A 26,266-nucleotide genomic window follows, 5' to 3' on the forward strand; every position below is an offset into this window, starting at 1 on the left:
TAGCGGGGTCGCTATAGAAAATGTGACCGCACCCGTAGCTCAGCTGGATAGAGCGCTGCCCTCCGAAGGCAGAGGTCACTGGTTCGAATCCAGTCGGGTGCACCAAAAATTCCATATAAAACAATGGGTTGCGAGGCGTTGAGCCAGTGTTGATTTTTGTCGGATTTCGTGGTTCAGCACGGGTTCAGCAGCGCGTAGAAAATTGCGGGTCCGAATCCGATGATCTGCCGGGAACCCTCAGATCGAGATCCGAAGTCGCCATCTGCCGCGTCGGTTCCCGATCGGCACAATTTGCAGCGTCCCGGCCAGCACAGTATTCACCGTTTCGATCGCGGCGCGCAGGTTCGCATACATCCGGCCTCGAGGCGGACCACCATCAGGATCGTCGGCATAGAGCCAGTCGAACATTTGCTCAGTCGTCGTCGTGCGCCCGCCAGCCGCCCACAAGGCACGCAGGACGGCCTCGGGGTGTTCTGTCATGCCATTGACCGCAAGAGGGTGTCGAGGGTTCCAGTGCCAGCACCGGCCCCGCAGAGTGGGCAGGCGGTCACCCGCATGCCTCTTGAGCATCGGCCAGCCCGTCCGCCAGTTCCCCAGCAAGCAGGATCGCCTCACGCACCTTGACCTGAGCCTCGGAGCTATTGCCCTGCACCGCCTCGATCGCTGTGGCGAGTTCTTGCAGAGTGGCGCGCAGGTTCAGTGCGTCGGTTTCGAGTTCGACAAGGTTGCCGGGCATCGGGCTTATCTCCAAAGGCTTCGCTATGCCCAGAGTAGCGCAGGCATACAGATAGGCAAACAGCTAAAGCGTTGAAAAATATTACTTAATTCACAACACCGCAACACTGATCGCAACACTTCAGCGGCGCCCAAAATCCGGGAGGTAGAGTAAGGATATATCAGGTTGACCGGCAGTGAGATCGCTCTGCTGATTTCGTTCCATCCAAAGCCTAGAAGCCTTGACCGTTCCAATCTCCACTGAAACAATTCACCCCTGGGGTGTATTAAGACTTGGAAGGGCTTGAGATGCGAATTTTCGTAGGAATTTCATTATTTTTTAGTGTTGCAGCTTGTTCAATGACTTTGCCGGTCAATGGTCGGATGTCCGATGGCAGCGAGATATTCACTGGATCAGCAACCGGATACATGGACGGAGGCGGCACGCTCACGATCAACTCGAACAAAGGACGATCCTGCTCCGGCAACTTTGTGTATGTCACAGGAAGGAACGGCGAAGGTGTATTCACCTGCGATGATGGGCAAAGCGGACCTTTCAAATTCGTATCAACAGGAACGCGTGGTGCTGGCACAGGCGAAATTGGCGGGAATAGCTTCACTTTCACTTTTGGGTGAACGGTCAATGGAAAACTGAAAGCACGTGCCCCGCAATCGTCGGAGCAACCGGAAATGTTCGGACTTTTACTTGCTTATCTCCTAACGGGGTTGGCTTGCATAATCTGGGATCATCGGATGAATTTCCATGACCGACCAGCATATGCCCGCCGAATTCAACGTCTACCGATTGGTGGAGCGGTAGTGTTGTTGGGGTGGCTCCCGATGCGCTTGATCCAAGCACAGCGAACCAGCTCATTGAAGTCCGTCGCGAAGCCTCTTGCAACTTTTTTTATCTTGGCCGCAGGGGCATCGTGGCTTTGAACCCTTCACCCATGCCGGTGATCCTACGGCTGAGGATGCAGACCGGCAGAGGATCGAGGGGCGGAACCGTTAGAATAGTCGCGCCATGCATTATTGATCTTGCCGTCAGTGTGCCCTCTGGAATGGGTTGCACCCACCCTCCGGGGTACGAAACCCATAGGGGTATAAGGGGGTTCAGCAGCACCCACGTCTAGCAGGGGTTTCGCATAGGTTCGGCATAGGTTTAGCACTAAGGTCTAGCAGGGGGTTCAGCATAGGTTCAGCACCCGACATGCCTGGCCCTCACAATGCGCATTGTCTGCTTGGAGGGTGACTTATGCCCACCCAGAACTTCGACGATTTCGCCCTTTGCGAAGAGCCGCTCCATCGCCGTGTGCAGCGCCTGCTTGGATAGACCCTCAGCCTGTCCACTCGCAGCGAAGGTTTTGGGCGCATATCCTTGCGCTGGTGCCGATTTGACGAATCGCCCTTGCTTTGCGAAGTCGTCCAGCAGGCGCAGAAACACCCTGTCAGCCCGCGCGTTCTGGGCCATTGCGTCAAGCCCGGTTGCCCCTATCTCGGCCACGAAAACGCCATCTGCCCACGTCACCTGTAACTCCGAGCCGGTTCGCCCGTAATTGGCCTTCTTGCTAGGGTCAGGACCCATTAAATGCCTTGATGCTGGTTTGTCGTCATGATTCACGACCACCAATGATTTGGGGGTACGATGAGCAATCTTTACTGGCTGACAGAAGATCAGATGGTGCGGCTACGGTCGTATTTCCCAAAGAGCCGAGGTAAGCCGCGCGTCGATGACAGGCATGTTTTGAGCGGCATTATCTTCATCAATCGCAATGGGTTACGCTGGTGTGATGCGCCCGTTGCGTATGGGCCACCCAAGACGCTTTATAATCGCTGGAAACGTTGGAGCGATGCAGGTGTATTCGCTCGGATAATGACAGGCTTGGCAGCGGAGGCACCCGACAATAAGACCATCTCGATCGACGCGACTTACCTCAAAGCACACCGCACGGCCTCAAGCCTGCGGCTTAAAAAGGGGGGCGTGGACGCCTAATCGGTGAGACAAAGGGCGGCATGAACACAAAATTGCATGCTGTCACTGACACCAGCGGCCGCCCAATCCGTTTCTTCATCACGGCTGGTCAGGTCAGCGATTATACCGGTGCCATGGCTTTGCTCAGCAGTCTACCGGATGCTGAATGGCTATTGGCGGATCGGGGTTATGATGCAGATTGGTTCCGGGAAGCCTTAGCAGACAGAGGGACTCGTCCCTGCATCCCAGGTCGAAAGTCACGCAACAAGGTCGTCAGATACGACAAGCGTCGCTACAAACGCCGGAACCGCATCGAGCGCATGTTTGGCAGGCTCAAAGACTGGAGACGCGTCTCAACCCGCTATGATCGTTGCCCCAAGGTCTTCCTATCGGCAATCGCTCTCGCCGCAACCGTCATATTCTGGTTATGAGTCCTGACCCTAACAGCTTCGTTGGGATGTTTGGCAAGCAGCGCCATCATTTTGGGTTCAAGACCCATTAATTGGCGTGATGCTGCGGTGTTGTCAGGATTCGCGTACCTTATTGATTTGCGGGACAGATCGGTAATCTCAATTGCTGACACAAGCGCAAATGGTGCGGCGCCGACCGTTCGTTCCCAAAAGCCGCGGTCAACAACGCGTCGATGATCGAGGTGCAAGCACGTCCGCGCCCAATGACACCATGGCCCTGTTTCTGAGGCCCGACAGATTGTCAGGCTGCGCATCAATCATCCTTTTGCGAATATCTACCATCAGGCCGCAGGCGAAACACCGTGTGGGATTTTCTTTCTTTTGAATTTTGCACGCGTCGGATCACCACAGCCAAAACGACGCGTGGCATTTGAGGGGCGTTGCACCCGCTGAATACGTGAGAGGTGCAGGCTCACGACGCCAAGCTGCAAGGTTTCCGCGGTGCAGATGTGATCGCGGAGCGCGACATCCTGGCTCCATGATCGCGTGTCGTCGGGGTCATGGCGAAAATAAGACGCGCCGCGCCAAATTGCCGTGCTTGAGGGCTGCGTGCGGCAGCAAATGAAACAACGCTCGCGGCGTGGCGAGGAGCCGAATTTGACCCAGTGCCATTGGACACCAAAGGGCAAAAACCGATTTACCGGCACGACCCCAAAAACACCGAAACGTTGCGTTATTAGAGGGTGATCGACGACGCTTTTCACAAAGCGGGTTTTCAGGATCAACGTGATTTTTCGAGTCTGCTGCGTATGAAGCCTGAGCTGGCGCAAGTTTTTGCCGCCGCGCGCCTGTTTACCGTACAATGCGCATCGGCCATTGTCGGGGTGCGCCTCACGGTATAAGTTTCATTTGGATACTTACAGGTTAGTGCAGGTCACTTGCACGAATAAGAAAGCCCATCCGTGACATACCAAGACGACACATCAAATTGGCACCTTGCGCAATTGCGGCCAAATGGACTTCTGATGGCATTGCGAAATCTGGAGCGGCAGTCGATCGCGCATTTCGCGCCGACAGAGCAGCGCACGGAACGCCGTGGCGCCAAATTCGTCACGCGCGATGTGCCGGCTTTCCCCGGCTATGTCTTCGTGCAGCAAAGCCCTGCGTTGGGCGGCATCAGGGCCGTCAACAGCACGCGGGGCATCACCAAGCTTGTTACGCTGGGGCAGGGGCCTGCCATCGTCCCTGCCGAGCTGATCGCAGCATTGCGGATACGGTTCGCGCCCCCCGACATCACGCCCGCGTCGCAGTTTGATCAGGGCGACCGGGTCAAGATCCTCGATGGCCCGTTCGCCGATTTTGTGGCCCAGGTCGAGGCGACGCCCGCAGCAGAGCGGGTGTATTTATTGATTGATCTGATGGGCCGCGCCACACGCGTCGCCGTGGATGCAAGAAGCCTCAAGCGCGAAGCCGGATAAGTGCCCAGCGATCAACGGCCTGCGTTCGTCGCGCTTGCGTCTTTCAGCGGTCACTGGACAGTTACGCGCATAACCTTTGTTCACTGACATTCATGGCCAGTTTGCCCGCCCGTCCCGGCGTGGTACCATGCCAAAGCTATATCTTGTGGTGTCTGAGGGCATTGATCGTGCTTTTTGGAAACTTGGACATGCCAGTCGCCTAGGGCGCCGGTTCAACAAAGAACAGATCTGCGATTGAAACGTTCGGCCCAAGGATGAGCGAAGAAAGTAAAGACATCCATAAACCGAAATGATGCATCGCGGTTCATGCGCGCGGCTCTCAGGGGTTGATACACCCGCCCCGTAAGGCCGAAGGCACTGGTTTCAATCCCATCGGGTGCCACATCTTCTCAAGCTGCAACGAAACAAAAACGCCGCCCGGATCAGGGGCGGCGTTTTGTGTTTACTCCCACTCGATCGTGCCGGGGGGTTTGGATGTGATGTCATAGGTCACGCGGTTGATGCCCTGCACCTCGTTGATGATCCGTGTGGCGGTTTCGCCCAGAAAATCATGGGTGAAAGGGTAATAATCGGCCGTCATCCCGTCCACCGATGTGACCGCGCGCAGCGCACAGGCAAAATCATAGGTGCGCCCGTCGCCCATCACGCCCACCGTGCGCACCGGCAGGATCGCGACGAAGGCCTGCCAGATATCATCATACAGCCCGTGTTTGCGGATCTGGTCGATGAACACCGCATCGGCCTTGCGCAGGATGTCCAGCTTTTCGCGGGTAATCTCGCCCGGGCAGCGGATGGCAAGGCCGGGGCCAGGGAAGGGGTGGCGCCCGATGAAGCTGGGCGGCAGGCCAAGTTCGGCGCCAAGCGCGCGCACTTCATCCTTGAACAATTCGCGCAGGGGTTCGACCAGTTTCAACCCCATCTTTTCAGGCAGGCCGCCGACGTTGTGGTGGCTTTTGATCGTCACAGACGGGCCACCTGAAAACGACACCGATTCGATCACATCGGGATAAAGCGTGCCTTGAGCAAGAAATTCCGCCCCTTCGATGCCATTGGCGTATTTCTGGAATACGTCGATGAACAACCCGCCGATGATCTTGCGCTTGGTTTCGGGGTCGCTGACACCATCCAGCTTGCCAAGGAACAGTTCCTTTTCATCGGCATGGATCAGCGGCATCTGGTAATGGTCGCGGAACATGGTGACGACCTCTTCGGCCTCGCCTTGCCGCAAAAGCCCGTGATCAACGAAAACGCAGGTCAGCTGGTCGCCGATCGCCTCGTGGATCAGCACGGCGGCGACAGAGGAATCAACGCCCCCCGACAACCCGCAGATCACCTGCTTGTCGCCCACCTGTTCGCGGATCGCGGCGATGGCCTGTTCGCGGTAAGCGCTCATCGTCCAATCGCCGGAAAAACCCGCAATGCGCACGAAATTTTCATAAAGCCGCGCGCCGTTCGGGGTGTGATGCACCTCGGGGTGGAATTGCACGGCATAGAAATGCCGCTTCACATCGGCCGTGATCGCGAATGGTGCATTGGGCGATGTGCCGTAAACGGCAAAACCGGGCGCGATGGCAGAGACATGGTCGCCATGGCTCATCCAGACCTGTTCACGCTCGGTCAAGAACCAGCCGTCCAGCAGGTCTAGCTTTTCCACTGGCGTCACAAAGGCGCGGCCGAATTCGGCGGTGCCGTGGCCACGCTCGACCTTGCCGCCCAGCACATGCATCATCACCTGCTGGCCATAGCAGATGCCCAAAATCGGCACGCCGAGATCGAACACCGATTGCGGCGGCATCGGCGCACCATCGGCGAAAACCGACGCCGGCCCGCCTGAAAAGATCACCGCCTTGGGCGCGAATTCGGTCAGAAATGCATCCGTTACCTTGTTGAACGGGTGAATTTCGCAATAGACATTCAGCTCGCGCAGACGCCGCGCGATCAATTGTGTCACCTGGCTGCCGAAATCAATGATCAGCAAGCGTTCATATGTGCTGTTTTCCATGCCGCAGTCGGTAAAGCCAGTCGCGCCCCTGTGCAAGAGCAAGACGCGCAGCGCAGATGTCGTTTTCGCGTCTGAAGGGGCGTAAATACGGCAGGGCTGGGGCAGCGGTGGCGCTAGAAAGACCCGAACTTTGCCCATAGAGGAATCGCCATGTCGGATGCATCAGTCATTTCACCACGTCGCGCGCGCGGTGGCGGCGGGGCCGCGCGGCGGGCCGAACGCACGGCGGTCAGCGTCGAGACCGCAAAATACATCGAACGCAATATCCCCAATTACGAGGTCCTGACCGAAGAGGCCCTGCAGGTGATCGAGGCGAATGCCGAAACCGTGCTGGCCGAAATCGGTGTGAATTTCGTCGATAACCCTGCCGCGCTCGACTTGTGGCGGGCCGCAGGGGCCGAAATCGATGGCGAACGTGTGCGCATCCCGCGCGGGCTGGCGCGCAAGCTGTGTGCCACCGCGCCCTCCGAATATGTCCAGCATGCGCGCAACCCTGACCGCAATGTCGTGGTCGGCGGCAAGAACCTGGTGCTGGCGCCGGTTTACGGCCCCCCCTTTGTGCGCGACGCCGAAGGTGGGCGGCGTTATGCGACAATGGCCGATTTCGAAAAATTCGTGAAACTGGGCTATATGTCCAAATGGCTGCATCATTCGGGCGGCACCGTGTGCGAACCGACAGATATTCCTGTGAACAAGCGGCATCTGGACATGCTGCTGGCGCATATGGTGCTGAGCGACAAACCCTTCATGGGGTCCGTGACCGAACCCAGCCGGGCGCAAGACAGTATCGAGATGTGCGAAATCCTGTTTGGTGCCGATTTTGTGCGTGACAACACGGTGATGACATCGCTGATCAATATCAACTCGCCGCTGACCTTTGATTCCGTGATGATGGGCGCGCTGGAAGTTTTCGCGCGCCATAATCAAGCCAGCATCATCAGCCCCTTCATCGTCGGCGGCGCGATGGCGCCTGTATCTGTCGCTGGCACGCTGACGCAGGTGCTGGCCGAGGTGATGGCGGGTGTCGCCTATTCCCAATTGGTGCGCCCCGGTGCGCCGGTGGTGTTTGGTACGTTCGTCGCCTCCATCGACATGAACTCCGGCGCGCCGACCTTTGGCACGCCAGAGGCCAGCCAGATCACTTATGGCGCGGGGCAATTGGCGCGGCGTATGGGGCTGCCTTACCGATCGGCAGGGTCGTTCTGCGGATCGAAACTGCCCGATGCGCAGGCCGCCTATGAAACCGCGCATAGCCTGAACATGGGGCTGCTGTCGGGTGTGAATTTCATGCTGCATGCCTGCGGCTGGCTCGAAGGCGGGCTGGTCGCCAGTTTTGAAAAATTCGTGATGGACGCCGACCAATTGGGCACCTTGCACCATTTCGCGCGCGGCGTGGATATGTCTGAAAACGGGCAGGCCATGGATGCCTTGGCCGAGGTTGGCCCCGGCGGGCATTTTCTGGGCTGCGAACATACGCAATCGAATTTCAAGGCGGCGTTCTGGCGGTCGGACCTGTTCGATTACAAACCCTTCGAGACCTGGGACGAAGAAGGCGCGCGTGACACGGTCGCCCTGGCCAGTGTGCGGGTCAAGAAACTGATCGACACCTATCAGCAGCCCCCCCTTGATCCCGAGATCGAGGCGCGCCTGCGCGCCTATGTGGCGGAAAAAAAGGCGTCCATGCCTGACGCTTTTGCCTGAACCGCACGGGGTGCGGTCGCTGTCAGCATCCGCGCCTCGCCGGTGATGGCGATCAGCAATTCGACATGGCGGGCGGGCGAATAATCGCCCGCTTTTGCGCGTCTTTTGGCCTCGGTCGCGGCTTCGAGGTCCAGCAATGCGATCAACGCTGCCGCAGGCCGTGGTACCTTTTCGGTTTTCAATAAACGCGGCAGCACCGCGTCGCGGCGATAGTCATCCGCGCCGAAACGCGCAGCCCTCGCAAGCAGGGTTGGGCGGCGCAGATTGCGGATCAGGGTCATGACATCAAGCATGGGCAGGCCTTTCAATAAAACGTCTGGGGACAGCATGGCACAACCTGCGCGGGCGTTGCCTATTCATCAAAAGTTAAGAACGCTGCCCTCAGATTTATTTATCCTTTCGTAACAATGATTGACGGACGCAAAGCTGCGTTGGCACATTGGTCTTTATACTCTTTAGGTTGAGTCGCGGGCTTGGCCTGAACGGATGCGGACAGGAAAGGAACAGGAAAATGACGGTACGGCCGGGGCCAGAACGGTCCGATACTTACCCCGCCTGGGTGCCAGAGGCGGTCCGCAATTATCTGGTGCATACAGAGGACGGCATGTCGATCCGCGCCCTTGCGCGGGCGCAGGATTGTCACCCTTCCACGGTGCTGCGCCAGGTCCGCAAGCTGGAAATCCGCCGTGATGACCTGCTGATTGATGGTGCGTTGAAATCACTGTCGGCGCAAGCCAGCGCCGTACCCCGCCACCCGTCGAAAGGAACCGGACCAATGACCCGCGATGCCTATCTGCCCGCGCCCGACCAGACGGCGCCCGACCAGACCGCACCCCTGACACAAGCCCGCATCGACCAAGAGGCGCGGCGCATTCTGCGCCGGTTGTGCGAACCGGGGGCGGTGCTGGCGGCGGCGCGCGACATGCCGACAGCTGTGGTGGTGCGGCAGGGTCAGGCCGGCGACCAGCTGCGCACCACCAGTGTGGACCGCGAAATCGCCCAAGCCATGGCGTTGAAAGACTGGATCGCCTGCACTGACCCTGATGCGCGGGTTGCGCGCTATTTCATCACCGCGACCGGCCGTGCGGCGCTGCGACGGTTCACGGCGCAGGACGAAAACCGCGCCGGTGGGTTTGGCGACAAACCCAGCTCAGCGGCGGATGATACGGGCTGGGACATCGTCACTCTGGATCACGATCACCGTGGCCCGATCCGCTATCACGTCACCGAAAGCCCATTGATCGGGCTGGCCCGGCGGCGCGACCGCGATGGCGCGCTGTTCTTGTCGCGCGATCTGGTCACCACCGGCGAACGGCTGCGCGAGGATTTTGAACTTGCACAGCTGGCCACTGGCGATGCAACACGCTGGGATCAGGCCGCAATCGGGCAGGTCCCGGCATTGCGCGCAGATGCAGCACCTGCAGCCAAGGCCGCCTATGACAGGGTGCGCGCCGCGCTGGCCGATCTTGGCCCCGGTCTGGGCGATGTGGTGCTGCGCTGCTGCTGCCTGCTCGAAGGTCTGGAACAGACCGAAAAGACCATGGGCTGGTCGGCGCGGTCGGGCAAGATCGTGCTGCGCATCGCATTGGACCGGCTGGCGCGGCATTATGCGCAGACCCAGGGACGCTATGGCCCGTTGATCGGCTGATCCCATGCGCCGCGCACAGGTCCGCCATGCGGGCCATCGTTGGCATTGGACAAATCACGCGCGCAGGGCTAGCTGTAAGACATATCTTACCGGAGCGAAAACATGTCCCCACGCGATCTGAAGATTCCGGCCCAGCGTCATCCGGAAAAACAGCGCCGCGCGGATGCGCCGCAACCCAAGAAACCCGATTGGATCAGGGTCAAGGCCCCGACCTCCGAAGGCTATAAAACCACCCGCGACATTATGCGTGAACATAAACTGGTGACCGTTTGCGAAGAGGCAGGTTGCCCGAATGTCGGCGAATGCTGGTCCCAAGGCCATGCCACCATGATGATAATGGGCGAAGTTTGCACCCGCGCCTGTACCTTTTGCAACATTGCCACCGGCAAACCGCCCGAGGCGCTGGATGTCTTTGAACCGGGCCGCGTGGCCGATGCGGTCAAGAAACTGGGGCTGAACCATGTGGTCATCACCTCGGTGGACCGTGATGATATCGCCGATGGCGGGGCCGAACATTTCGCCCAGACGATCCGCGCGATCCGCCGCCAATCGCCCGTCACGACGATTGAAATCCTGACCCCCGATTTCATCCGCTGCGATCCATCCGTGCTGGAAACCGTCGTCGCCGCACGCCCCGATGTGTTCAACCACAACCTTGAAACAATCCCCGGCCTCTACCCCGAGGTGCGGCCCGGCGCGCGCTATTTCCATTCCCTGCGCCTGCTGCAGCGGGTCAAGGAACTGGACCCGTCGATGTTCACCAAATCTGGCATCATGGTCGGCTTGGGCGAGGATAAACAATCCGTCATGCAGGTGATGGATGACATGCGCGCCGCCGATATCGATTTTCTGACCATCGGCCAGTATCTGCAACCCACACCAAAACACCACCGCGTTGACCGTTTCGTCACGCCCGAGGAATTTGCAGGCTATGAAAAAGCCGCTTATGGCAAGGGATTCCTGATGGTATCGGCCACACCGCTGACGCGATCATCCTATCACGCAGGTGACGATTTCGCCCGCCTGCGTGATGCGCGCAATAAAAAGCTCGGGCGCGGTTGACGCCTGCAACTTCTTATTTCCAAAAATACTCAATAGCGCGAGGCCCCGGATCAAGTCCGGGGCAGGCCCCAGATCAGGTCCGGGGCAGGTGCAGAGTGGTGCGGCTTACTGCGTGAACCGGACCTTGCCGATATAGGGCAGGTTGCGGTTGCGCTGGCCGTAATCGATGCCATAGCCCACGACGAATTCGTCGGGAATTTCGAAGCCGATCCAATCGGCCTTGAAATCGACCTCGCGGCGCGCCGGTTTGTCCAGCAAGGCGATCGTGCGCAGCCGCGCGGGATTGCGCGACACAAGAAACTTGGTGACATGCGCCAGCGTATGGCCGGTATCGACGATATCCTCGACCACCAGCACATCGCGCCCTTCGATCTGGCCGCGCAGGTCCTTGAGAATGCGGACCTCGCGGCTGCTGTCCATGCCGTCGCCATAAGACGAGGCTTCCAGAAAATCGACCTCGACCGGCAGGTCCAGTTCGCGCACCAGATCGGCGATGAACACAAAAGACCCCCGCAACAATCCCACCACGACCAGCTTGTCGGTGCCGGCAAATTCGGTCCCGATCTCGCGGGCAAGGCTTTCGATCCTTGCGGCAATGGATTTGGCGCTGATCATCTGGTCGATGACATAGGGGGGATGGTCGGCGGGCATCTTTGTCTCCGGTTTGTGACCTGCGCCTTGTGCCGCAAAATGCAGGCTGCGACAATCCATACGGTGGCTTTATGGTCCAAAGCCCTTGAAACCGGCGGCGTTTTGGCCGACATCGCGCACGAGAGGGGCCAGACCATGCCACAACATTCCGAAACGCGCGTTTTGCCGTTTTCCGCCGACCAGATGTACGCTCTTGTGGGCGATGTTGCGCATTATCCAAAGTTTCTGCCGTGGACGGCCGCCGCGCGCATCCGCGACACCAAGGATCACGGCGACCATCTGGTGATGCTGGCCGATCTGGTGATTTCGTTCAAAGTGTTTCGCGAAACATTCGGCTCCAAGGTCACGCTGTGGCCTGCCACCAAGCGGATCGACACCGCCTATCTGGACGGCCCGTTCAAGCACATGGAAAGCCAGTGGAATTTCCGCGATGTAGAGGGCGGCTGCGAAGTGTCGTTCTTTGTCGATTTCGAGTTCCGCAACCGGCTGTTGCAGGGGGCTGCAGGCATGTTTTTCAACGAGGCGATGCAGCGGATCGTGCGTGCCTTTGAACGCCGCGCGCAGGAGCTTTATGGCGTGAGTGCCGCCAACAACGCCCCCAGCGCGTGATCGCGGGCGGCTTGGCGCACCTGCGCGCGGCCCAAGGCACCAAATTCTATTGTCTGCGTGGTGCAGCGATCCGGCGTGGCGATTGCGAAACAGACGCGCCCTTCGGGTTTATGCTCTGACCCGCCGGGGCCTGCGATGCCGGTGATTGACACCGCAAGCGTTGCTGCCGAATATGTCAGCGCCCCTTGCGCCATTTCTGCCGCCACCTGTTCGGACACGGCGCCATGCGCCTCCAGCGTTGCGGCACGCACGCCCAGCATCTGCATCTTGGCGGCATTGGTATAGGTCACGAATCCCCGCTCGAACACAGCAGAACTGCCTGCCACATCGGTCAGCGCGGCACTGACCATCCCGCCTGTGCAGCTTTCGGCGGTGGCGATCAGGATACCGCGCACGCGCGCGGCTTGCAGGATCGCCGCAGCGCTCATAGCAGCACCAGATGAAACAAGGCGGCAAGCGCCACGACACCGATTGCGGCAAAAGCACCCGCGATCACATCGTCCAGCATGACGCCGGTGGGGCCATGCATCCGGTCGGCCCAGCCGATGGGGCCCCATTTGGTGATGTCGAACAGCCGGAACAGCACAAACGCCGCGACCCAGCCGGGCCAAAGCGCGAGCAAGTCGGCATCGCGCGCCGCCGCACCAAAGACCACGGGCAGCAGGGCGATCCACTGGCCTGAAACCTCGTCGATCACGATCTCGGAGGGGTCGTGATCGGCCTTGCCTGCGGTTTGTACGCCCGTCGCCCAATGGCCAAGCCCATAAGCCAGCACGATTCCTGCGACCAGCGCCCAAGGGCCTGCAAGCATCACCAAGGCCCAAGCCACGGGTAGCGCGGCGAGCGAGCCCCAAGTGCCGGGGGCCGGGCGCAGGTGGCCCACATAAAAGAACGTGGCGATCAAACGGGTCATGGTTTCACCAATGTCACGGTTGCCAGCGATGCGATACCTTCTTCGCGGCCTGTGAACCCGAGGCGTTCGGATGTCGTGGCCTTGACGCTGATCCGGTCCGCCGCCAGCCCCATGATCGCGGCCAATGCAGCTTTCATCGCCCCCTGGTGCGGGCCGATCTTGGGATATTCGCAGACAAGCGTGCAATCGACATTGCTGACCCGATAGCCGTGGTCGCGCGCGAGACCTACGGCATGGCGCAGGAAAATCTGGCTTTCTGCCCCTTTCCATTGTGGGTCCGAGGGGGGGAAATGCTGGCCGATATCGCCCATGCCCAGCGCGCCATAGATCGCATCCGTCACGGCATGCATGCCCACATCGGCGTCCGAATGGCCTTGCAAGGACCGCCCGTGCGGCACCTTGACCCCGCAAAGCCAGACATGATCGCCCGGCCCAAAGCGATGCACGTCATAGCCATTGCCACATCTGATATCCATATCCTGCCCCATTAGCCGTGCCGCGCGGGCAAAATCGCCCGGCGTCGTGATCTTGATGTTGGTCTCATCGCCCGCGACGATGGCCACGTCCAGCCCCGCCGCGCGGGCGACGCCCACATCATCGGTGGCGTCATCCTCTTGTGCCAGATGCGCGGCCAGCAGGGGCGCAAGGTGAAACCCCTGTGGCGTCTGCGCGCGGTAAAGCCCGTCGCGTGGTTGCACCCCTGTCACCACCCCATCCGCCCCGTGCCACAGCGTGTCGGTCACCGCCACCGCAGGGGCGGCCCCTTGGTGGCTGTCGAGCGCTGTCAGCACGCGGTCAATGATCTGCGCTGACACCAGCGGGCGCGCGGCATCATGAATCAGCACGCGGGTCGTTGTGTCCGGCACGGCCGCGAGGCCCGCCATGACGCTGGCCTTGCGCGTGGCCCCGCCTGCCACGACACTTGCCGTGGGCGTGTCACGCCACAGATCGGTCGCCAGATCATCGGGATGCAATACCAGCACCAAATGCGCCACGCGCGGGTGGTCTGCAAAGGGCTGCATCGCCAGTGCCGCGATACTGCGCCCGCCAAGGTCTTGCCATTGCTTGGGAATATCCCCGCCGGCGCGGGTGCCGCGGCCTGCGGCGACGATGATGGCGGTGGTGGTCATGACGATCCTGCGATTGTTTGACTTGGTGTAAGGCGCTGCGCGCTGCGGCGCAATTCGTCTCTTTGACAGGCGCTTTGACTAATTTTTAGGCATATGCTTTTATTCAGGGATAATCGTATGCTTCTGACGTTGTGATGTGGTGCTATTCGGCTTACTTCAGCAGCAACGCTCACCCTTTAGGCAGATGTCGTATCTTTTGACTGAAACAACCGCCATCATTCTTGACAATGTCAGGCTGCAACCGCCCGTCGCTCTTGCGCCACTGGCGGGGATCACCGATCTGCCGTTCCGGCAATTGGTGGCGTCTTTCGGCGTGGGCTGGGTTGTCAGTGAAATGGTCGCCAGTCAGGAAATGGTGCAGGCCAAACCCGGCGTGCGCGAAAGGGCAGAGCTTGGTTATGACCAGCAAGGCACCGCCGTCCAGATCGCCGGACGCGAGGCGTATTGGATGGCAGAGGCCGCCCGCATGATCGAGGCCAATGGCGCCGCGATGATCGACATCAACATGGGCTGTCCGGCGAAAAAGGTCACCAACGGCTATTCCGGGTCTGCGCTGCTGCGCGACCCTGACCATGCGCTGCGGTTGATCGAGGCTGTGGTGAACGCGGTCAAGCTGCCTGTGACGCTGAAAACGCGGCTGGGCTGGGACCATGATTGCCTGAACGCTGCCGATGTGGCGCGGCGCGCGCAGGATGCGGGTATCAGGCTGGTCACGATCCACGGGCGCACGCGTTGCCAGTTTTACAAAGGGGCCGCCGATTGGCGCGCCATCCGCGAAATCAAGCAGGCTGTCAGCATCCCCGTCATCGCCAATGGTGATATCACCGGGCCGGAGGCTGCGAAACAGGCGCTGGCATTGTCCGGCGCAGACGGCGTGATGATCGGGCGGGGCGCGCAGGGGCGGCCTTGGGTGCTGGCACAGGTCGCAGCACGGCTGCATGGCACCAAGATGCCCGTGATCCCGCAAGGGGCGGACTTTATCGACATGGTTGGCGCGCATTACAGCGCGATGCTGTCGTTCTACGGGCTGGATCTGGGGCGGCGTGTCGCGCGCAAACATCTGGGCTGGTATATGGATGAAGCTGGCACACCCGCCGGTCTGCGCAAGGCGATCCTGACGCATCACACACCCGATGCGGTGCTGCGCGATCTGGCCGATGCCTTGGCGATGCGGGTGGCGGCATGATTCAGGACACAGCCCTTTGGTCGTCGCTGCCGGTGCCTGCCTTGCTGCTGGACGGCGATGACATCATCATCCTGAGCAATCCTGCGGCGGAAAGTTTCCTGAACCTGTCCACACGGTCGCTGATCGGCCAGCGGATCTGGGAAAAGGTGATGATCGACGCCCCGCTAGAGGCACCTTTTGCCCGCGCGCGGGCCAATCGCACGTCGCTGTTCGTGAATGATGTCGATGTCGGCAGCGGTGAAAACCCGCCGATGATGTGCAACCTGCAATTCGCGCCGCTGCAAGGCTCTGACGACCTGATGATCGTGATGATCAGCCCGCGCGAGATTGCCAGCCGTGTGACGCAGAACCATTCCTCTGCCAAGGCCGCGAAATCGGCGATCGGCATGGCCGAAATGCTGGCGCATGAAATCAAGAACCCGCTGGCGGGGATCACCGGCGCGGCACAGCTTTTGTCGATGGGGCTGACCACCGAAGACCGCGAATTGACCGACCTGATCGTCGAGGAAAGCCGCCGGATCGTCAAACTGCTCGAACAGGTGGAACAATTCGGCAATCTGCGCCCGCCGCTGCTCAAGCCTGTGAACATCCACGATGTGCTGGACCGCGCGCGCCAGTCTGCATCCGTGGGTTTTGGCGCGCATATGCTGTATATCGAGGATTACGATCCATCCCTGCCGCGCACCATGGCCGATGCGGATCAGCTGTTGCAGGTGTTTCTGAACCTTTTGAAAAACGCAGCCGAGGCCAACAGGGACGGCGGCGCGATCCGGCTACATACGTTTTACGACACATCCCTGCGGGTGCGGCGCAATGACGGCACCCAATCCCGGCTGCCCCTGCAGATCGAGATTATCGACGATGGCCCCGGCCTGCCGCCTGCCATCGCGGCGGATGTGTTCGAACCTTTTATATCGGGCAAGGAAAACGGCACCGGCCTGGGGCTGGCGCTGGTGTCGAAACTGATCGGCGACGGTGGCGGCTGGATCACGGTGGATTCGGTGCCGGGGCGCACCTGTTTTCGCATCTCGCTGCCACTGGCGCCCAAAGAGACTGAAACAGGAGAAGATTGATGGACGGGACAATTCTGGTTGCCGATGACGACCGCACGATCCGCACCGTCTTGACCCAGGCCCTGACGCGGGCGGGCTGCAAGGTCCATGCCACGTCATCGCTGGTGACGCTGATGCGCTGGGTCGAAGAAGGCAAAGGCGATCTGGTGATTTCCGATGTCATCATGCCTGATGGCAACGGCTTGGAACAATTGCCCAAAATCGCCGCCCTGCGCCCCGGTCTGCCGGTGATCGTGATTTCGGCGCAGAATACGATCATGACCGCGATTCAGGCGGCCGAGGCTGACGCCTATGATTACCTGCCCAAACCTTTCGATCTGCCCGATCTGATGAAACGTGCCGCGCGTGCGCTGGAAACCAAACGCCGTGCCGGAATTTCGCGCGCGCCGGACCTGAATGCAACCGAACAGGGCGGCGATCTGCCGCTGGTCGGGCGCACGGGGGTGATGCAGGCGCTGTACCGCTTGGTGGCGCGGGTGATGAATACCCAGCTGCCGGTGCTGATCACCGGCGAAAGCGGGACGGGCAAATCGCTGATCGCGCGCGCGGTGCATGATTTTTCCGACCGGCGCAGCCTGCCGTTCATCGTCGTGGCCCCCGCCGATCTGGACGGGATGGACGGGCCATCCACGATCCTGTCGCGCGCGCGCGGTGGCACGATCCTGTTTGACGAGGTCAGCGACCTGACCGATGCCGATCAGGCGCGCATCGTGCGGATGCTGGATACTTTGGGCGAAAACGCGCCGCGGATCATGGCCACATCGCAAAATGACCTGATGATCCGCATGGAAGACGGCTCTTTTCGCGAAGACCTGTTCTATCGGCTGGGCGGTGTCACCGTCGCCGTGCCATCCTTGCGCGAAAGGGTCGATGACATTCCGCTGTTGGCCGATCATTTTCTGGCGCGTGCCGAACGCGAAGGCGCGCCTGCGCGCCGGTTCGGGCAGGCCGCCATCGACATGGTCCGCGCCTATAGCTGGCCCGGCAATGTCCGCCAGCTGGAAAACGCCGTGCGCCGGCTGGTGTTCACCGCCGCCGAGGACGAGATTTCGCGCGCCGAGGTGGAAATGGTGCTGGGCAACCAGCCCGCGATCGAACCTTTACGCTCTGGTGGCGAGGGCGAAAAACTGTCGGCCAGCGTGGGCAAGCACCTGCGCCGGTATTTCGACCTGCATGGCGGGGTGCTGCCGCCGCCCGGCCTGTACAACCGTATTTTGAAAGAGGTCGAAGGCCCGCTGATCGAAATCGCGCTGGATGCCACTGGCGGTAATCAGGCGAAATGCGCCGATCTTTTGGGGATCAACCGCAATACATTGCGAAAGAAGATCACGGATCTGGATATCCGCGTGACACGCCGCCGCAAATTGATGTAAAACCGCAACAGAACCGTGGCGTTCCTGCGTCAGCAGGGCGGGATGAGCACGGCAAAGGCGGTCATGCGGGGGCGACCCCGCCTTAATCACAAGGCGGCACGCGTGCAGCGTACCCTTCTGCGAATGGATTTCACCCGACTGGTCCGCTGGTTTCGGCAGCGTCATGTGCAAAATGCCCTGACACTGTCGCTGCTGTTTTGCGCGCCGGTGCTGGCGGGCCTGACCTATTGGGTGGTCGGGCCGCTGGGGCAGGGCACGTCATCGCGCACTTTGCAGGTCATGCTGCTGATCGACCTGGTTTTTATCCTGATTGTCATGGCGCTGGTGATGCGGCTGGTGGCGCGGATGATCGCGGCCCGGCGCGCGAAATCCGCCGGATCGCGGCTGCATCTGCGGCTGACCAGCGTGTTTGCCGTTTTCGCGCTGATCCCCACGGTGCTGGTCGCGGTATTTTCGGTGTTGTTGCTGTCGGTCGCTCTCGACGGATTGTTTTCGGAACCTGTGGGCAATGTGCTGCGCACCTCGCTGACCACCGCGCAGGCCTATGAGGAAGAACATATACAGGATCTGACCCGCGATGCGCAGGGGCTGGCCGCCTATCTGAACCGCGAACGCCAGCGCGATCTGTTCATGGATGACGGCGATCTGCGGCTGGCCTTGGGCGAGGTGCAGGGCCAGATCGACCGCGGGCTGAGCGAGGCGTTTGTCATCGACAGTGCAGGCGTGATCGCGGCGCGGGCGGTCGGGTCTTATGAATTTGATTATGAACGGCCCGCTGCCGATGATTTCACCCGCGCGCGCGATGAACAGCTGGTGATCTTCGAAGACCCCGAAAACAACGAATTCCGCGCATTGATCCCGCTGGAAACCTTTCCCGACCGGTTTTTGTATGTCACCCGCGATGTGGATGGCAACGTGCTGGCCTTGCTGGATGAAACCACCGAAACGGTGCAGCAATATGAACAGCTTGCCTCTGATCAGGGCCGGATGCTGTTTCAGTTCGGGCTATTGTATCTTGGTTTTGCACTGATCCTGATCCTTGGCGCGATCTGGGGCGGGCTGTGGTTTGCCGAACGGTTGTCGCGCCCAGTGGGGCGGCTGGTATCGGCGTCGCAGCGCGTCGGGTCCGGCGATCTGGACGTGCGCGTGATCGAAGATGAAGGCGACGACGAGATTTCGCAATTGGGCCATTATTTCAACCAGATGACCGGCCAGTTGAAAGGCCAGCGCGAGGCGTTGTTGAACAGTAACCGCATCTCCGAACGGCGCAGGCGGCTGTTTGATTCCGTGTTGAGTTCGGTGACATCGGGGGTTGTGGGGCTGGATGCGGATGGGCGTGTTGCCTTTGTAAACCCGTCGGCGCGCAGGCTTTTGTCGGTAAATGACGATAGCGCCGATCATTCGCTGTCGGTCGCCGTGCCGGAATTTGCGGCCCTGTTCGAACAAGTCCGCCAATCGGGCCACGAGTCTGTGCAGGACCAGATCAACCTGATCCGCAAAGGCCAGCAAGAAAGCCTGCTGGTGCGCATGTCGCCGCGTCGCACCGATGGTGGCGCATTGGAAGGCTACGTTGTGGCCTTTGACGATGTGACCGATCTGGTCAGTGCGCAGCGCATGGCCGCCTGGGGTGATGTCGCGCGCCGCATCGCGCATGAGATCAAGAACCCGCTCACCCCGATCCAGCTGTCGGCGGAACGGATCAAGCGTAAATTCCGCGCGCAGGTTGGTGACGATGCAGAGGCGCTGGATCAGATGACGGATGTGATCGTGCGCCAAACCAATGACTTGCGCCGCATTGTTGATGAGTTTTCCAAATTCGCGCGGATGCCTGAACCCGTGCTGGTGCTGAATGATCTGACCAAGGTGGTGGCTGATGCCATCATGTTGCAACGCGCAGGCCAGCCACAAGTCAAGATCACCGGCGATCTGCCGGATGTTGCCATTCTGGCCGATATGGATGCGACAATGATTTCGCAGGCCTTGCTGAACCTGATCAAGAACGCTGGCGAAGCCACGGAAACCTATATCGAAAAACACGGGTCCGAAGGTTACGCGCCACAAATCAGGATAACGATGCAGCAAGACGGCAACCGCGTCAGCATCACGATTGCAGACAATGGTATCGGCCTGCCCGAAGACCGCGCGCGCCTGTTCGAACCCTATGTCACGACGCGCGACAAAGGGACCGGCCTTGGCCTTTCTATTGTCAAAAAGATCATCGAAGAACACGGTGGCACACTTACCCTGACCGATGCCGATATCTTTGCGGGCAATACGCACGCGGGGGCGGCGGCGGTGATCCATCTGCCTGCGGTGCAGGCACAACACGAAAACGCAAGAATACCAGCATGAGGACGATATGGGCGATATCCTGATCACAGATGACGAACGCGATATCCGGGAGCTGATTTCCGACATCCTGCGCGACGAAGGGTTCAGCACGCGGCTGGCGGGCACATCGGACGAATGCATGGCGCAGATCGCGGCAGAGGTGCCGGCGCTGATGATCCTCGATATCTGGCTCAAAGACAGCAATATGGACGGGATCGACATCCTCAAGACGGTGAAACGCGACCACCCCGAAGTGCCGATTGTCATCATTTCAGGCCATGGCAATATCGAAATCGCGGTCGCAGCGATCAAGCAGGGCGCCTATGATTTCATCGAAAAGCCCTTCAATATCGACCAGTTGCTGGTCGTGATCCGCCGCGCGATGGAAACATCCCGCCTGCGCCGTGAAAACAGCGAACTCAAACGCGGCGAGATTGCACAGGCGGAAATGATTGGCGAAAGTGCCGCGTTCCGGATGCTGAAATCGCAGCTCGACAAGGTGACAAAATCGAACGGGCGCGTGATGCTGACCGGCCCTGCGGGTGCGGGCAAGGAAATCGCCGCGCGCTATATCCATGCCAATTCTGCACGCGCCAATGCGCCTTTCGTGACTGTCAGTTCCGCCACCATCGCGCCCGACCGCATGGAAGAGGTGCTATTCGGCCGCGAAGGTGCAGGCCGCGGTGTGGAACCTGGTCTGCTCGAAGAAGCCAACGGCGGCGTGATCTATTTTGACGAAGTGGCCGATATGCCGCTTGGGACGCAATCGAAAATCCTGCGGGTGCTGGTGGATCAGCGGTTCCAGCGGGTCGGTGGCAATGACAAGGTGCAGGTCGATCTGCGTGTGATTTCCAGCACCAACCGCGATCTTTCTGCGGCGATTTTGGCGGGTGTGTTCCGAGAGGAATTGTTCCACCGGCTGAATGTCGTGCCAATTGCTGTTCCCTCACTCGAAGAACGGCGCGAGGATATTCCGGTGCTGGCCGACCATTTCATTACATTGTTCAACACCGTTCAGGGCCTGCCGTTACGCAGATTGGCCGATGATGCGCGCGCCTTGTTGCAGACGATGCATTGGCCGGGCAACGTACGACAGTTAAAGAACGTGATAGAACGTGCTTTGATCCTTGGTGAAAGTCGCGGTGACATATCCGCCCGTGAACTGCCCGCAACCGAAGATAACACCGACGATTCAGGCCGGATCGTGCTGGCGGGCGGGCTTGCCACGTTGCCATTGCGCGAGGCGCGCGAATTGTTCGAACGCGAATATCTGCTGACCCAGATCAACCGGTTTGGCGGCAATATCAGCCGCACGGCGTCTTTTGTCGGGATGGAACGCTCGGCGCTGCACCGCAAGCTGAAATCGCTAGGCGTGGTGACGACATCGAAATCGGGCGGGCGTGTCGCCTATATCGACGGTGACGTGGGATGAAAGTTATCATTTGCGGCGCGGGGCAGGTTGGTTGGCAAATTGCGCGCCATCTGTCGGGCGAGAAAAACGACGTTACTGTTGTCGATAATAACCCCGAACTGGTGCGCCGCGCCACCGACACGCTGGATGTCCAAGGCGTGACCGGCTTTGCCAGCCATCCTGACGTGCTGGAACGGGCAGGCGCGCGCGATGCCGATATGGTGATCGCCGCCACCTATTCGGACGAGGTGAACATGGTGACCTGTCAGGTCGCCCATTCGGTTTTCGCTGTGCAGCGCAAAATCGCGCGCCTGCGGGCGCAAACCTATCTAGACCCTGCTTATGGTGATCTGTACCGCAAGGACCATCTGCCCATTGATGTCGTGATCTCGCCCGAACGCGAAGTGGCCGAAGCCGCGTTGCAGCGTCTGGCTGCCCCCGCCGCATTCGATACCGAAAGCTTCCTTGACGGGCGCGCGCAATTGTTGGGGATCACCATTGCCGATGATTGCCCCGTCATCAACACGCCGCTGCGGCAATTGACCGATCTGTTTTCGACGCTGCGCGCCATCGTCGTCGGCATCCGGCGCGAAGGTACGCTGTTCGTGCCATCCGCCGAGGACCAGATTTTCGCGGGCGACGATTGTTATCTGTTCACCCATACCGAGGATTTGAACCGCACGCTGGAAATCTTTGGCAAGACGCAGTCGAAACAAGAGCGCATCGTCATCATTGGCGGCGGCAATGTCGGCCTTGGGGTGGCACTGGCGCTGGAGGCGCGCACCGAAAGAATCCGCGTGAAGGTGATCGAGAAAGACCGCGCCGCCGCCGAACGCGCCGCCGATGCGCTGGACCGCACCATCGTGCTGCATGGCGACGGGCTGGACACTGCGCTGCTGGATGAGGCGGGGATCATGAATGCCGATGCCGTGCTCGTGGTCACCGATGACGACAAGACCAACCTGCTGGCCGCTGTTCGGGCCAAGGAAATGGGCTGTGCCATGGCGATCTGTCTGGTCAATGACCCCACGCTGGTGCCGCTGATGGGGCCGCTGGATATCGACGCCTATATCAACCCGCGCGCCACCACGGTCAGTTCGATCCTGCGCCATATCCGCCATGGCCGGGTGCGCAACGTCTATTCCATTGGCGACGCCGAGGCCGAGGTGATCGAGGCGCAGGTTCTGAGCACCTCGCCCATCGCGGGCCAAAAGATCAAGGATATTGATTTCCCCGAAGGCACGCTGATCGGCGGCATGATGAAAGAAGGCAAAGTGATCCGCCCGACCGCCGACACCCGCATCGAAGAAGGCGATGTGATCGCCATCTTTGCCATGACCGCCGATGTCCCCGAAGTGGAACGGCTGTTGCAGGTCAGTATCGACTTTTTCTGATGCAGTGGATCACGCGCCTTCCGTTCTTTGTGGTGCTGATGGGTTTGGGCGCCATCGCGATGCTGCTGCCCGCCGCGCATGGCGCCGTGGTCGAGGATTTCGCCACGATGCGGGTGTTTTTCTACGGGTTCGTGCTGTTCTCGGTGCTGACCCTGCTGATCGCGCTGACGATGTCGGGCTATGTACCTGCCAATATCGCCCGCAGCCAGTTGATCGGTTTGCTGGCCGCCTTTTCGGTGTTGCCGCTGATGTTTGCGGTCCCGTTCTACGAGGCGGTGGGCAACACCAGTTTTCTGGATGCCTGGTTCGAAATGGTGTCAAGTTTCACCACCACGGGGGCGACGGTTTATGCAGGTGGCGCTGATCTGACGCCGTCGCAGCATCTGTGGCGCTCCACCGTGGGCTGGCTCGGGGGGCTTTTGGTCTGGATCACGGCAGTGTCGATCTTTGCCCCGATGAACCTTGGCGGGTTTGAGGTCCGCGCCACCGCCGCTGTCGGACGCGGTGCCACGGGCAGTTTTACCCAGATCGGCGGGGTGGCTGACCCGTCCGAACGGCTGGTGCGCTATACGATGGCGCTGACGCCGGTCTATGCGGGGCTGACCGCCGTTTTGTGGATCGGGTTGGTCATGCTGGGCGAACGCCCCTATATCGCGCTGGCCCATGCGATGGCGGTGCTGTCCACATCGGGGATCACGCCGATTGGCGGGCTTTATTTCGCGGCCTCGGGGTTTCTGGGCGAAGTCCTGATCTTTGGCTTTTTCGTCTTTGCCCTGTCGCGGCTGACCTTTTCGCGCGGCCTGTCGGGCGAACGCAACCAGCGGCTTTGGCGCGATCCCGAATTCACCACGGCGCTGGTGCTGATCGGCCTTGCGACAGTGGCGCTGTTTCTGCGGCATTTTGTCGGGACCACCGAAGCACAGGCCCCCTTCAGCCCGCGCGACGTGTTGACCGCCCTTTGGGGGACGCTGTTCACGGTCACGTCGTTTCTGACCACCACAGGATTTGAATCGCAATTCTGGGGTGCTGCGACAGATTGGTCGCGCCTGTCCACGCCGGGGCTGGTTCTGATCGGGCTGGCGCTGATCGGCGGCGGGGTGGCGACGACGGCGGGCGGGGTAAAATTGTTGCGGATCTATGCGCTGTTCCGGCATCTGGAACGCGAACAGGAACGGCTGTTGTTACCGTCATCGGTGGGCGGCGGCGGGCGTGACGCACGGCGCATCCGCCGGCAGGGGGCCTATATTTCCTGGGTCTTCTTCATGCTTTTTGCGATCAGCATCGCGGCGGTCATGGTGTTGTTGTCGCTGACCGGCGTGCCGTTTGAAACGGCGATGGTTCTGACCGTCGCCGCCTTGTCCACGACCGGCCCGCTGGCCGTGGTCGCCGCCGAAACCCCGATTTTCTATGCCGACCTGCCCGAGGCCGCCAAAATAATCCTCGCCGGGGCGATGGTGCTGGGCCGGTTGGAAACTTTGGCGATCATCGCGCTGTTCAACCCCGAAATCTGGCAACGCTAGCCGTGGGGGGGCTTTGCATTTTTGGGGCTGGAAACTCGGCGATTGGCACGACATACTGGACCCCAGACCGGAAGGCCGGATCACGGCCAAAAGACCAAAAAAAAGAATAAAGAAAAGGATGTCGTCATGGCCGCCGATAAAGCAAATCTGCAAGATGCATTTCTGAACCATGTCCGCAAGACCAAGGTGCCGGTCACGATCTTTCTGGTGAATGGTGTCAAATTGCAGGGGGTCATCACCTGGTTCGACAGCTTTTGCGTGTTACTGCGCCGCGACGGGCAATCGCAGCTTGTTTATAAAAGCGCGATTTCCACGATCATGCCGGCGCAGCCGATCAGCCTTTATGAAGGCGAAGAATAGCTTTGCTGGAACACGACAAGCCCGTCACGCGGGCCTGGGTGCTGCACCCTGAATTGAAATCCGACCACAGCCGCCGTGCCCCCGTGCCTGCGCTGGCCGAGGCCGTGGCGCTGGCCGCAGCCTTGCCCGACCTTGACGTGCTCGGGGCCGATATCGTGCGGCTGCCCAAATTGCATGCGGGCAAATTGTTCGGCAAAGGCAAGATCGAAGAATTGCGCATCATCTTTGCCGAGGCAGAGGTTGAACTGGTGCTGGTCGATGGGTCTGTGACACCCGTGCAGCAACGCAATCTGGAAAAAGCCTGGGGGGTCAAATTGCTGGACCGGACCGGTCTGATCCTTGAAATCTTCAGCGACCGCGCCCGCACCTCCGAAGGTGTGTTGCAGGTCGAAATGGCGGCCCTGTCCTATCAGCGCACCCGGCTGGTGCGGGCATGGACCCACCTTGAACGCCAGCGTGGCGGGCTTGGTTTCGTCGGTGGTCCGGGCGAAACCCAGATCGAGGCGGACAGGCGCGCCATCGACGACCAGTTGGTGCGCCTGCGCCGCCAGCTGGAAAAGGTAGGCAAAACCCGCGCGCTGCACCGCGCGTCCCGCGCCAAGGTGCCGTTCCCGATCGTGGCGCTGGTGGGCTATACCAACGCGGGCAAATCGACGTTGTTCAATATGCTGACCGGTGCCGATGTGCTGGCCAAGGACATGCTGTTCGCCACCCTTGACCCGACGATGCGCAAGATCACGCTGCCCACGGGCGACGAGGTGATCATGTCCGACACGGTGGGTTTCATTTCGGACTTGCCGACCGAACTGGTCGCCGCTTTCCGCGCGACATTGGAGGAAGTGCTGGACGCCGATCTGATCCTGCATATCCGTGACATCAGCCATGACCAGACCGAAGAACAAGCGCGCGATGTGATGGCGATCCTGCACAAACTGGGCGTTGCCGAAAACGCCCCGCTGATCGAAGTCTGGAACAAGGTCGATCTGCTGCAAGGCGAAGCCTATGAAGGCCGCGTCAATCAGGCCGCGCGCACCGAAGATCTTTTCGCGGTCTCGGCGCTGACCGGCGAAGGCATGGCCGCCCTTCTGGCCGCGATCCCCGAAAAACTCAAAGACCCGCGCTCAGAAGCGGTTCTGACCCTGAGCTTCGCCGAAGGGCGCAAACGCGCGTGGTTGTTCGAGGCGGGTATCGTTACGGACGACCAGCAGACGGACGAGGGCTATTGCATGACCGTTGTGTGGACAGCCCTGCAGCAAGAGCGTTTTAGCCGCCTGTAACCGCATCTTCCGAGCGCGGTGAATTGTTTCACAATTCACCGCAATCCCCGC

General features: G+C 60.3%; 25 protein-coding genes and 1 tRNA gene. 17 read left to right on the forward strand and 9 right to left on the reverse strand.

Going from position 1 to position 26,266, the window contains the following annotated elements; all coding sequences use genetic code 11:
* Positions 1-28: 28 nt before the first annotated feature.
* Positions 29-105: transfer RNA gene (locus ACPF9B_RS05320), tRNA-Arg, on the forward strand.
* A 132-nt stretch (positions 106-237) separates the two neighbouring features.
* On the opposite strand, the gene ACPF9B_RS05325 is transcribed toward ACPF9B_RS05320, so the two are convergent.
* Together ACPF9B_RS05325 and ACPF9B_RS05330 are read right to left on the reverse strand one after the other, a co-directional pair.
* A complete protein-coding gene (locus ACPF9B_RS05325; RefSeq protein WP_424179745.1) occupies positions 238-480 on the reverse strand; it encodes a hypothetical protein in 243 nt (80 codons plus the stop codon).
* 67 nt (positions 481-547) lie between these two features.
* On the reverse strand, positions 548-736 hold the full coding sequence (locus tag ACPF9B_RS05330; protein WP_424179747.1) for a hypothetical protein: 189 nt from the start codon (positions 734-736) through the stop codon (positions 548-550).
* A 287-nt stretch (positions 737-1,023) separates the two neighbouring features.
* Here ACPF9B_RS05330 and ACPF9B_RS05335 point away from each other — a divergent pair, with 287 nt between their 5' ends.
* Both ACPF9B_RS05335 and ACPF9B_RS05340 read left to right on the forward strand, forming a co-directional pair.
* Positions 1,024-1,350 (forward strand): hypothetical protein, encoded by a 327-nt coding sequence (locus ACPF9B_RS05335; protein WP_424179749.1) that lies wholly within the window; start codon positions 1,024-1,026, stop codon positions 1,348-1,350.
* Positions 1,351-2,359: 1,009 nt separating this feature from the next.
* Positions 2,360-3,117 (forward strand): IS5 family transposase gene (locus ACPF9B_RS05340; RefSeq protein WP_424177528.1). Its coding sequence is split into 2 segments (ribosomal slippage): positions 2,360-2,684 and positions 2,684-3,117, totalling 759 coding nucleotides; the frame shifts between segments, so codons are not numbered across the junction.
* A 320-nt stretch (positions 3,118-3,437) separates the two neighbouring features.
* Here the strand turns inward: ACPF9B_RS05340 and ACPF9B_RS05345 are convergent.
* Entirely contained in the window at positions 3,438-3,959 is a 522-nt protein-coding gene (locus ACPF9B_RS05345; protein WP_424179751.1) for a hypothetical protein, read from the reverse strand.
* A 162-nt stretch (positions 3,960-4,121) separates the two neighbouring features.
* On the opposite strand from ACPF9B_RS05345, the gene nusG reads away from it, so the two are divergent.
* Positions 4,122-4,574 (forward strand): transcription termination/antitermination protein NusG, encoded by a 453-nt coding sequence (gene nusG, locus ACPF9B_RS05350; protein ID WP_424179753.1) that lies wholly within the window; start codon positions 4,122-4,124, stop codon positions 4,572-4,574.
* Positions 4,575-5,016: 442 nt separating this feature from the next.
* Here nusG and guaA read toward each other — a convergent pair whose 3' ends face one another.
* Entirely contained in the window at positions 5,017-6,576 is a 1,560-nt protein-coding gene (gene guaA, locus ACPF9B_RS05355; RefSeq protein WP_007204942.1) for a glutamine-hydrolyzing GMP synthase, read from the reverse strand.
* Between the two features lie 150 nt (positions 6,577-6,726).
* Here guaA and ACPF9B_RS05360 point away from each other — a divergent pair, with 150 nt between their 5' ends.
* The gene (locus tag ACPF9B_RS05360; protein WP_424179755.1) at positions 6,727-8,277 is read left to right on the forward strand and encodes a trimethylamine methyltransferase family protein; all 1,551 of its coding nucleotides are present in this window, start codon (positions 6,727-6,729) and stop codon (positions 8,275-8,277) included.
* Here the strand turns inward: ACPF9B_RS05360 and ACPF9B_RS05365 are convergent.
* Positions 8,232-8,570: a DUF6477 family protein gene (locus tag ACPF9B_RS05365; RefSeq protein WP_424179757.1), complete on the reverse strand. Its 339-nt coding sequence runs from the start codon at positions 8,568-8,570 to the stop codon at positions 8,232-8,234. The two genes, ACPF9B_RS05360 and ACPF9B_RS05365, sit on opposite strands and share 46 nt — an antisense overlap.
* A gap of 218 nt (positions 8,571-8,788) precedes the next feature.
* Between ACPF9B_RS05365 and ACPF9B_RS05370 the strand changes: the two genes are divergently transcribed.
* Positions 8,789-9,925: a DUF6456 domain-containing protein gene (locus tag ACPF9B_RS05370; RefSeq protein ID WP_424179759.1), complete on the forward strand. Its 1,137-nt coding sequence runs from the start codon at positions 8,789-8,791 to the stop codon at positions 9,923-9,925.
* 102 nt (positions 9,926-10,027) lie between these two features.
* Complete coding sequence (gene lipA / locus ACPF9B_RS05375; RefSeq protein ID WP_424179761.1) at positions 10,028-10,987, forward strand: lipoyl synthase; 960 nt, start codon at positions 10,028-10,030, stop codon at positions 10,985-10,987.
* Between the two features lie 105 nt (positions 10,988-11,092).
* Here the strand turns inward: lipA and hpt are convergent, their stop codons facing one another.
* On the reverse strand, positions 11,093-11,638 hold the full coding sequence (hpt, locus tag ACPF9B_RS05380; RefSeq protein WP_007204937.1) for a hypoxanthine phosphoribosyltransferase: 546 nt from the start codon (positions 11,636-11,638) through the stop codon (positions 11,093-11,095).
* 135 nt (positions 11,639-11,773) lie between these two features.
* On the opposite strand from hpt, the gene ACPF9B_RS05385 reads away from it, so the two are divergent.
* Positions 11,774-12,247, forward strand: a complete 474-nt coding sequence (locus ACPF9B_RS05385) for a type II toxin-antitoxin system RatA family toxin (RefSeq protein ID WP_040483134.1) — start codon at positions 11,774-11,776, stop codon at positions 12,245-12,247.
* Here the strand turns inward: ACPF9B_RS05385 and ACPF9B_RS05390 are convergent.
* From ACPF9B_RS05390 to ACPF9B_RS05400, 3 genes are read right to left on the reverse strand one after another with little or no spacing between them, the layout of a single operon-like run.
* Entirely contained in the window at positions 12,208-12,675 is a 468-nt protein-coding gene (locus tag ACPF9B_RS05390; protein ID WP_424179764.1) for a CinA family protein, read from the reverse strand. The two genes, ACPF9B_RS05385 and ACPF9B_RS05390, sit on opposite strands and share 40 nt — an antisense overlap.
* Positions 12,672-13,160 carry a phosphatidylglycerophosphatase A family protein gene (locus ACPF9B_RS05395; protein ID WP_424179766.1) on the reverse strand — a complete coding sequence of 163 codons (489 nt, stop codon included), beginning with the start codon at positions 13,158-13,160 and terminating at the stop codon, positions 12,672-12,674. Before ACPF9B_RS05395 ends, ACPF9B_RS05390 begins: the two co-directional genes overlap by 4 nt.
* On the reverse strand, positions 13,157-14,290 hold the full coding sequence (locus tag ACPF9B_RS05400) for a bifunctional 2-C-methyl-D-erythritol 4-phosphate cytidylyltransferase/2-C-methyl-D-erythritol 2,4-cyclodiphosphate synthase (RefSeq protein WP_424179768.1): 1,134 nt from the start codon (positions 14,288-14,290) through the stop codon (positions 13,157-13,159). Before ACPF9B_RS05400 ends, ACPF9B_RS05395 begins: the two co-directional genes overlap by 4 nt.
* A gap of 184 nt (positions 14,291-14,474) precedes the next feature.
* On the opposite strand from ACPF9B_RS05400, the gene dusB reads away from it, so the two are divergent.
* The 9 genes from dusB to hflX all read left to right on the forward strand — a co-directional run bounded on the left by dusB (position 14,475) and on the right by hflX (position 26,215).
* Positions 14,475-15,476, forward strand: a complete 1,002-nt coding sequence (gene dusB / locus ACPF9B_RS05405) for a tRNA dihydrouridine synthase DusB (RefSeq protein WP_424179770.1) — start codon at positions 14,475-14,477, stop codon at positions 15,474-15,476.
* Positions 15,473-16,549 carry a two-component system sensor histidine kinase NtrB gene (locus tag ACPF9B_RS05410; RefSeq protein WP_007204930.1) on the forward strand — a complete coding sequence of 359 codons (1,077 nt, stop codon included), beginning with the start codon at positions 15,473-15,475 and terminating at the stop codon, positions 16,547-16,549. The genes dusB and ACPF9B_RS05410 overlap by 4 nt, the downstream gene beginning before the upstream one ends.
* Positions 16,549-17,922, forward strand: coding sequence for a response regulator (locus ACPF9B_RS05415; protein ID WP_213395012.1), 1,374 nt, complete (start codon positions 16,549-16,551; stop codon positions 17,920-17,922). Before ACPF9B_RS05410 ends, ACPF9B_RS05415 begins: the two co-directional genes overlap by 1 nt.
* Positions 17,923-18,045: 123 nt before the next feature.
* A complete protein-coding gene (locus ACPF9B_RS05420; RefSeq protein ID WP_424180360.1) occupies positions 18,046-20,274 on the forward strand; it encodes an ATP-binding protein in 2,229 nt (742 codons plus the stop codon).
* A gap of 7 nt (positions 20,275-20,281) precedes the next feature.
* On the forward strand, positions 20,282-21,685 hold the full coding sequence (locus tag ACPF9B_RS05425; protein WP_007204927.1) for a sigma-54-dependent transcriptional regulator: 1,404 nt from the start codon (positions 20,282-20,284) through the stop codon (positions 21,683-21,685).
* A complete protein-coding gene (gene trkA, locus ACPF9B_RS05430; RefSeq protein ID WP_007204926.1) occupies positions 21,682-23,058 on the forward strand; it encodes a Trk system potassium transporter TrkA in 1,377 nt (458 codons plus the stop codon). Before ACPF9B_RS05425 ends, trkA begins: the two co-directional genes overlap by 4 nt.
* Positions 23,058-24,578 carry a TrkH family potassium uptake protein gene (locus ACPF9B_RS05435; protein ID WP_424179773.1) on the forward strand — a complete coding sequence of 507 codons (1,521 nt, stop codon included), beginning with the start codon at positions 23,058-23,060 and terminating at the stop codon, positions 24,576-24,578. The genes trkA and ACPF9B_RS05435 overlap by 1 nt, the downstream gene beginning before the upstream one ends.
* Before the next feature lie 126 nt (positions 24,579-24,704).
* On the forward strand, positions 24,705-24,938 hold the full coding sequence (gene hfq, locus ACPF9B_RS05440; RefSeq protein WP_007204924.1) for an RNA chaperone Hfq: 234 nt from the start codon (positions 24,705-24,707) through the stop codon (positions 24,936-24,938).
* Positions 24,939-24,943: 5 nt separating this feature from the next.
* Complete coding sequence (hflX, locus tag ACPF9B_RS05445) at positions 24,944-26,215, forward strand: GTPase HflX (protein ID WP_424180362.1); 1,272 nt, start codon at positions 24,944-24,946, stop codon at positions 26,213-26,215.
* Positions 26,216-26,266: the final 51 nt, after the last annotated feature.

Source organism: Yoonia sp. TsM2_T14_4, from assembly GCF_049602355.1.
GTDB classification, from domain to species: domain Bacteria; phylum Pseudomonadota; class Alphaproteobacteria; order Rhodobacterales; family Rhodobacteraceae; genus Yoonia; species Yoonia vestfoldensis_A.

Excerpts from the sequence above, each read along its gene's own strand:
- ACPF9B_RS05325 (WP_424179745.1), bottom strand. The coding sequence starts at position 480 with ATGACAGAACACCCCGAGGCCGTCCTGCGTGCCTTGTGGGCGGCTGGC.
- ACPF9B_RS05330 (WP_424179747.1), bottom strand. The coding sequence starts at position 736 with ATGCCCGGCAACCTTGTCGAACTCGAAACCGACGCACTGAACCTGCGC.
- ACPF9B_RS05335 (WP_424179749.1), top strand. The coding sequence starts at position 1,024 with ATGCGAATTTTCGTAGGAATTTCATTATTTTTTAGTGTTGCAGCTTGT.
- nusG (WP_424179753.1), top strand. The coding sequence starts at position 4,122 with ATGGCATTGCGAAATCTGGAGCGGCAGTCGATCGCGCATTTCGCGCCG.
- guaA (WP_007204942.1), bottom strand. The coding sequence starts at position 6,576 with ATGGAAAACAGCACATATGAACGCTTGCTGATCATTGATTTCGGCAGC.
- ACPF9B_RS05360 (WP_424179755.1), top strand. The coding sequence starts at position 6,727 with ATGTCGGATGCATCAGTCATTTCACCACGTCGCGCGCGCGGTGGCGGC.
- ACPF9B_RS05365 (WP_424179757.1), bottom strand. The coding sequence starts at position 8,570 with ATGCTTGATGTCATGACCCTGATCCGCAATCTGCGCCGCCCAACCCTG.
- ACPF9B_RS05370 (WP_424179759.1), top strand. The coding sequence starts at position 8,789 with ATGACGGTACGGCCGGGGCCAGAACGGTCCGATACTTACCCCGCCTGG.
- lipA (WP_424179761.1), top strand. The coding sequence starts at position 10,028 with ATGTCCCCACGCGATCTGAAGATTCCGGCCCAGCGTCATCCGGAAAAA.
- hpt (WP_007204937.1), bottom strand. The coding sequence starts at position 11,638 with ATGCCCGCCGACCATCCCCCCTATGTCATCGACCAGATGATCAGCGCC.
- ACPF9B_RS05385 (WP_040483134.1), top strand. The coding sequence starts at position 11,774 with ATGCCACAACATTCCGAAACGCGCGTTTTGCCGTTTTCCGCCGACCAG.
- ACPF9B_RS05390 (WP_424179764.1), bottom strand. The coding sequence starts at position 12,675 with ATGAGCGCTGCGGCGATCCTGCAAGCCGCGCGCGTGCGCGGTATCCTG.
- ACPF9B_RS05395 (WP_424179766.1), bottom strand. The coding sequence starts at position 13,160 with ATGACCCGTTTGATCGCCACGTTCTTTTATGTGGGCCACCTGCGCCCG.
- ACPF9B_RS05400 (WP_424179768.1), bottom strand. The coding sequence starts at position 14,290 with ATGACCACCACCGCCATCATCGTCGCCGCAGGCCGCGGCACCCGCGCC.
- dusB (WP_424179770.1), top strand. The coding sequence starts at position 14,475 with ATGTCGTATCTTTTGACTGAAACAACCGCCATCATTCTTGACAATGTC.
- ACPF9B_RS05410 (WP_007204930.1), top strand. The coding sequence starts at position 15,473 with ATGATTCAGGACACAGCCCTTTGGTCGTCGCTGCCGGTGCCTGCCTTG.
- ACPF9B_RS05415 (WP_213395012.1), top strand. The coding sequence starts at position 16,549 with ATGGACGGGACAATTCTGGTTGCCGATGACGACCGCACGATCCGCACC.
- ACPF9B_RS05420 (WP_424180360.1), top strand. The coding sequence starts at position 18,046 with ATGGATTTCACCCGACTGGTCCGCTGGTTTCGGCAGCGTCATGTGCAA.
- ACPF9B_RS05425 (WP_007204927.1), top strand. The coding sequence starts at position 20,282 with ATGGGCGATATCCTGATCACAGATGACGAACGCGATATCCGGGAGCTG.
- trkA (WP_007204926.1), top strand. The coding sequence starts at position 21,682 with ATGAAAGTTATCATTTGCGGCGCGGGGCAGGTTGGTTGGCAAATTGCG.
- ACPF9B_RS05435 (WP_424179773.1), top strand. The coding sequence starts at position 23,058 with ATGCAGTGGATCACGCGCCTTCCGTTCTTTGTGGTGCTGATGGGTTTG.
- hfq (WP_007204924.1), top strand. The coding sequence starts at position 24,705 with ATGGCCGCCGATAAAGCAAATCTGCAAGATGCATTTCTGAACCATGTC.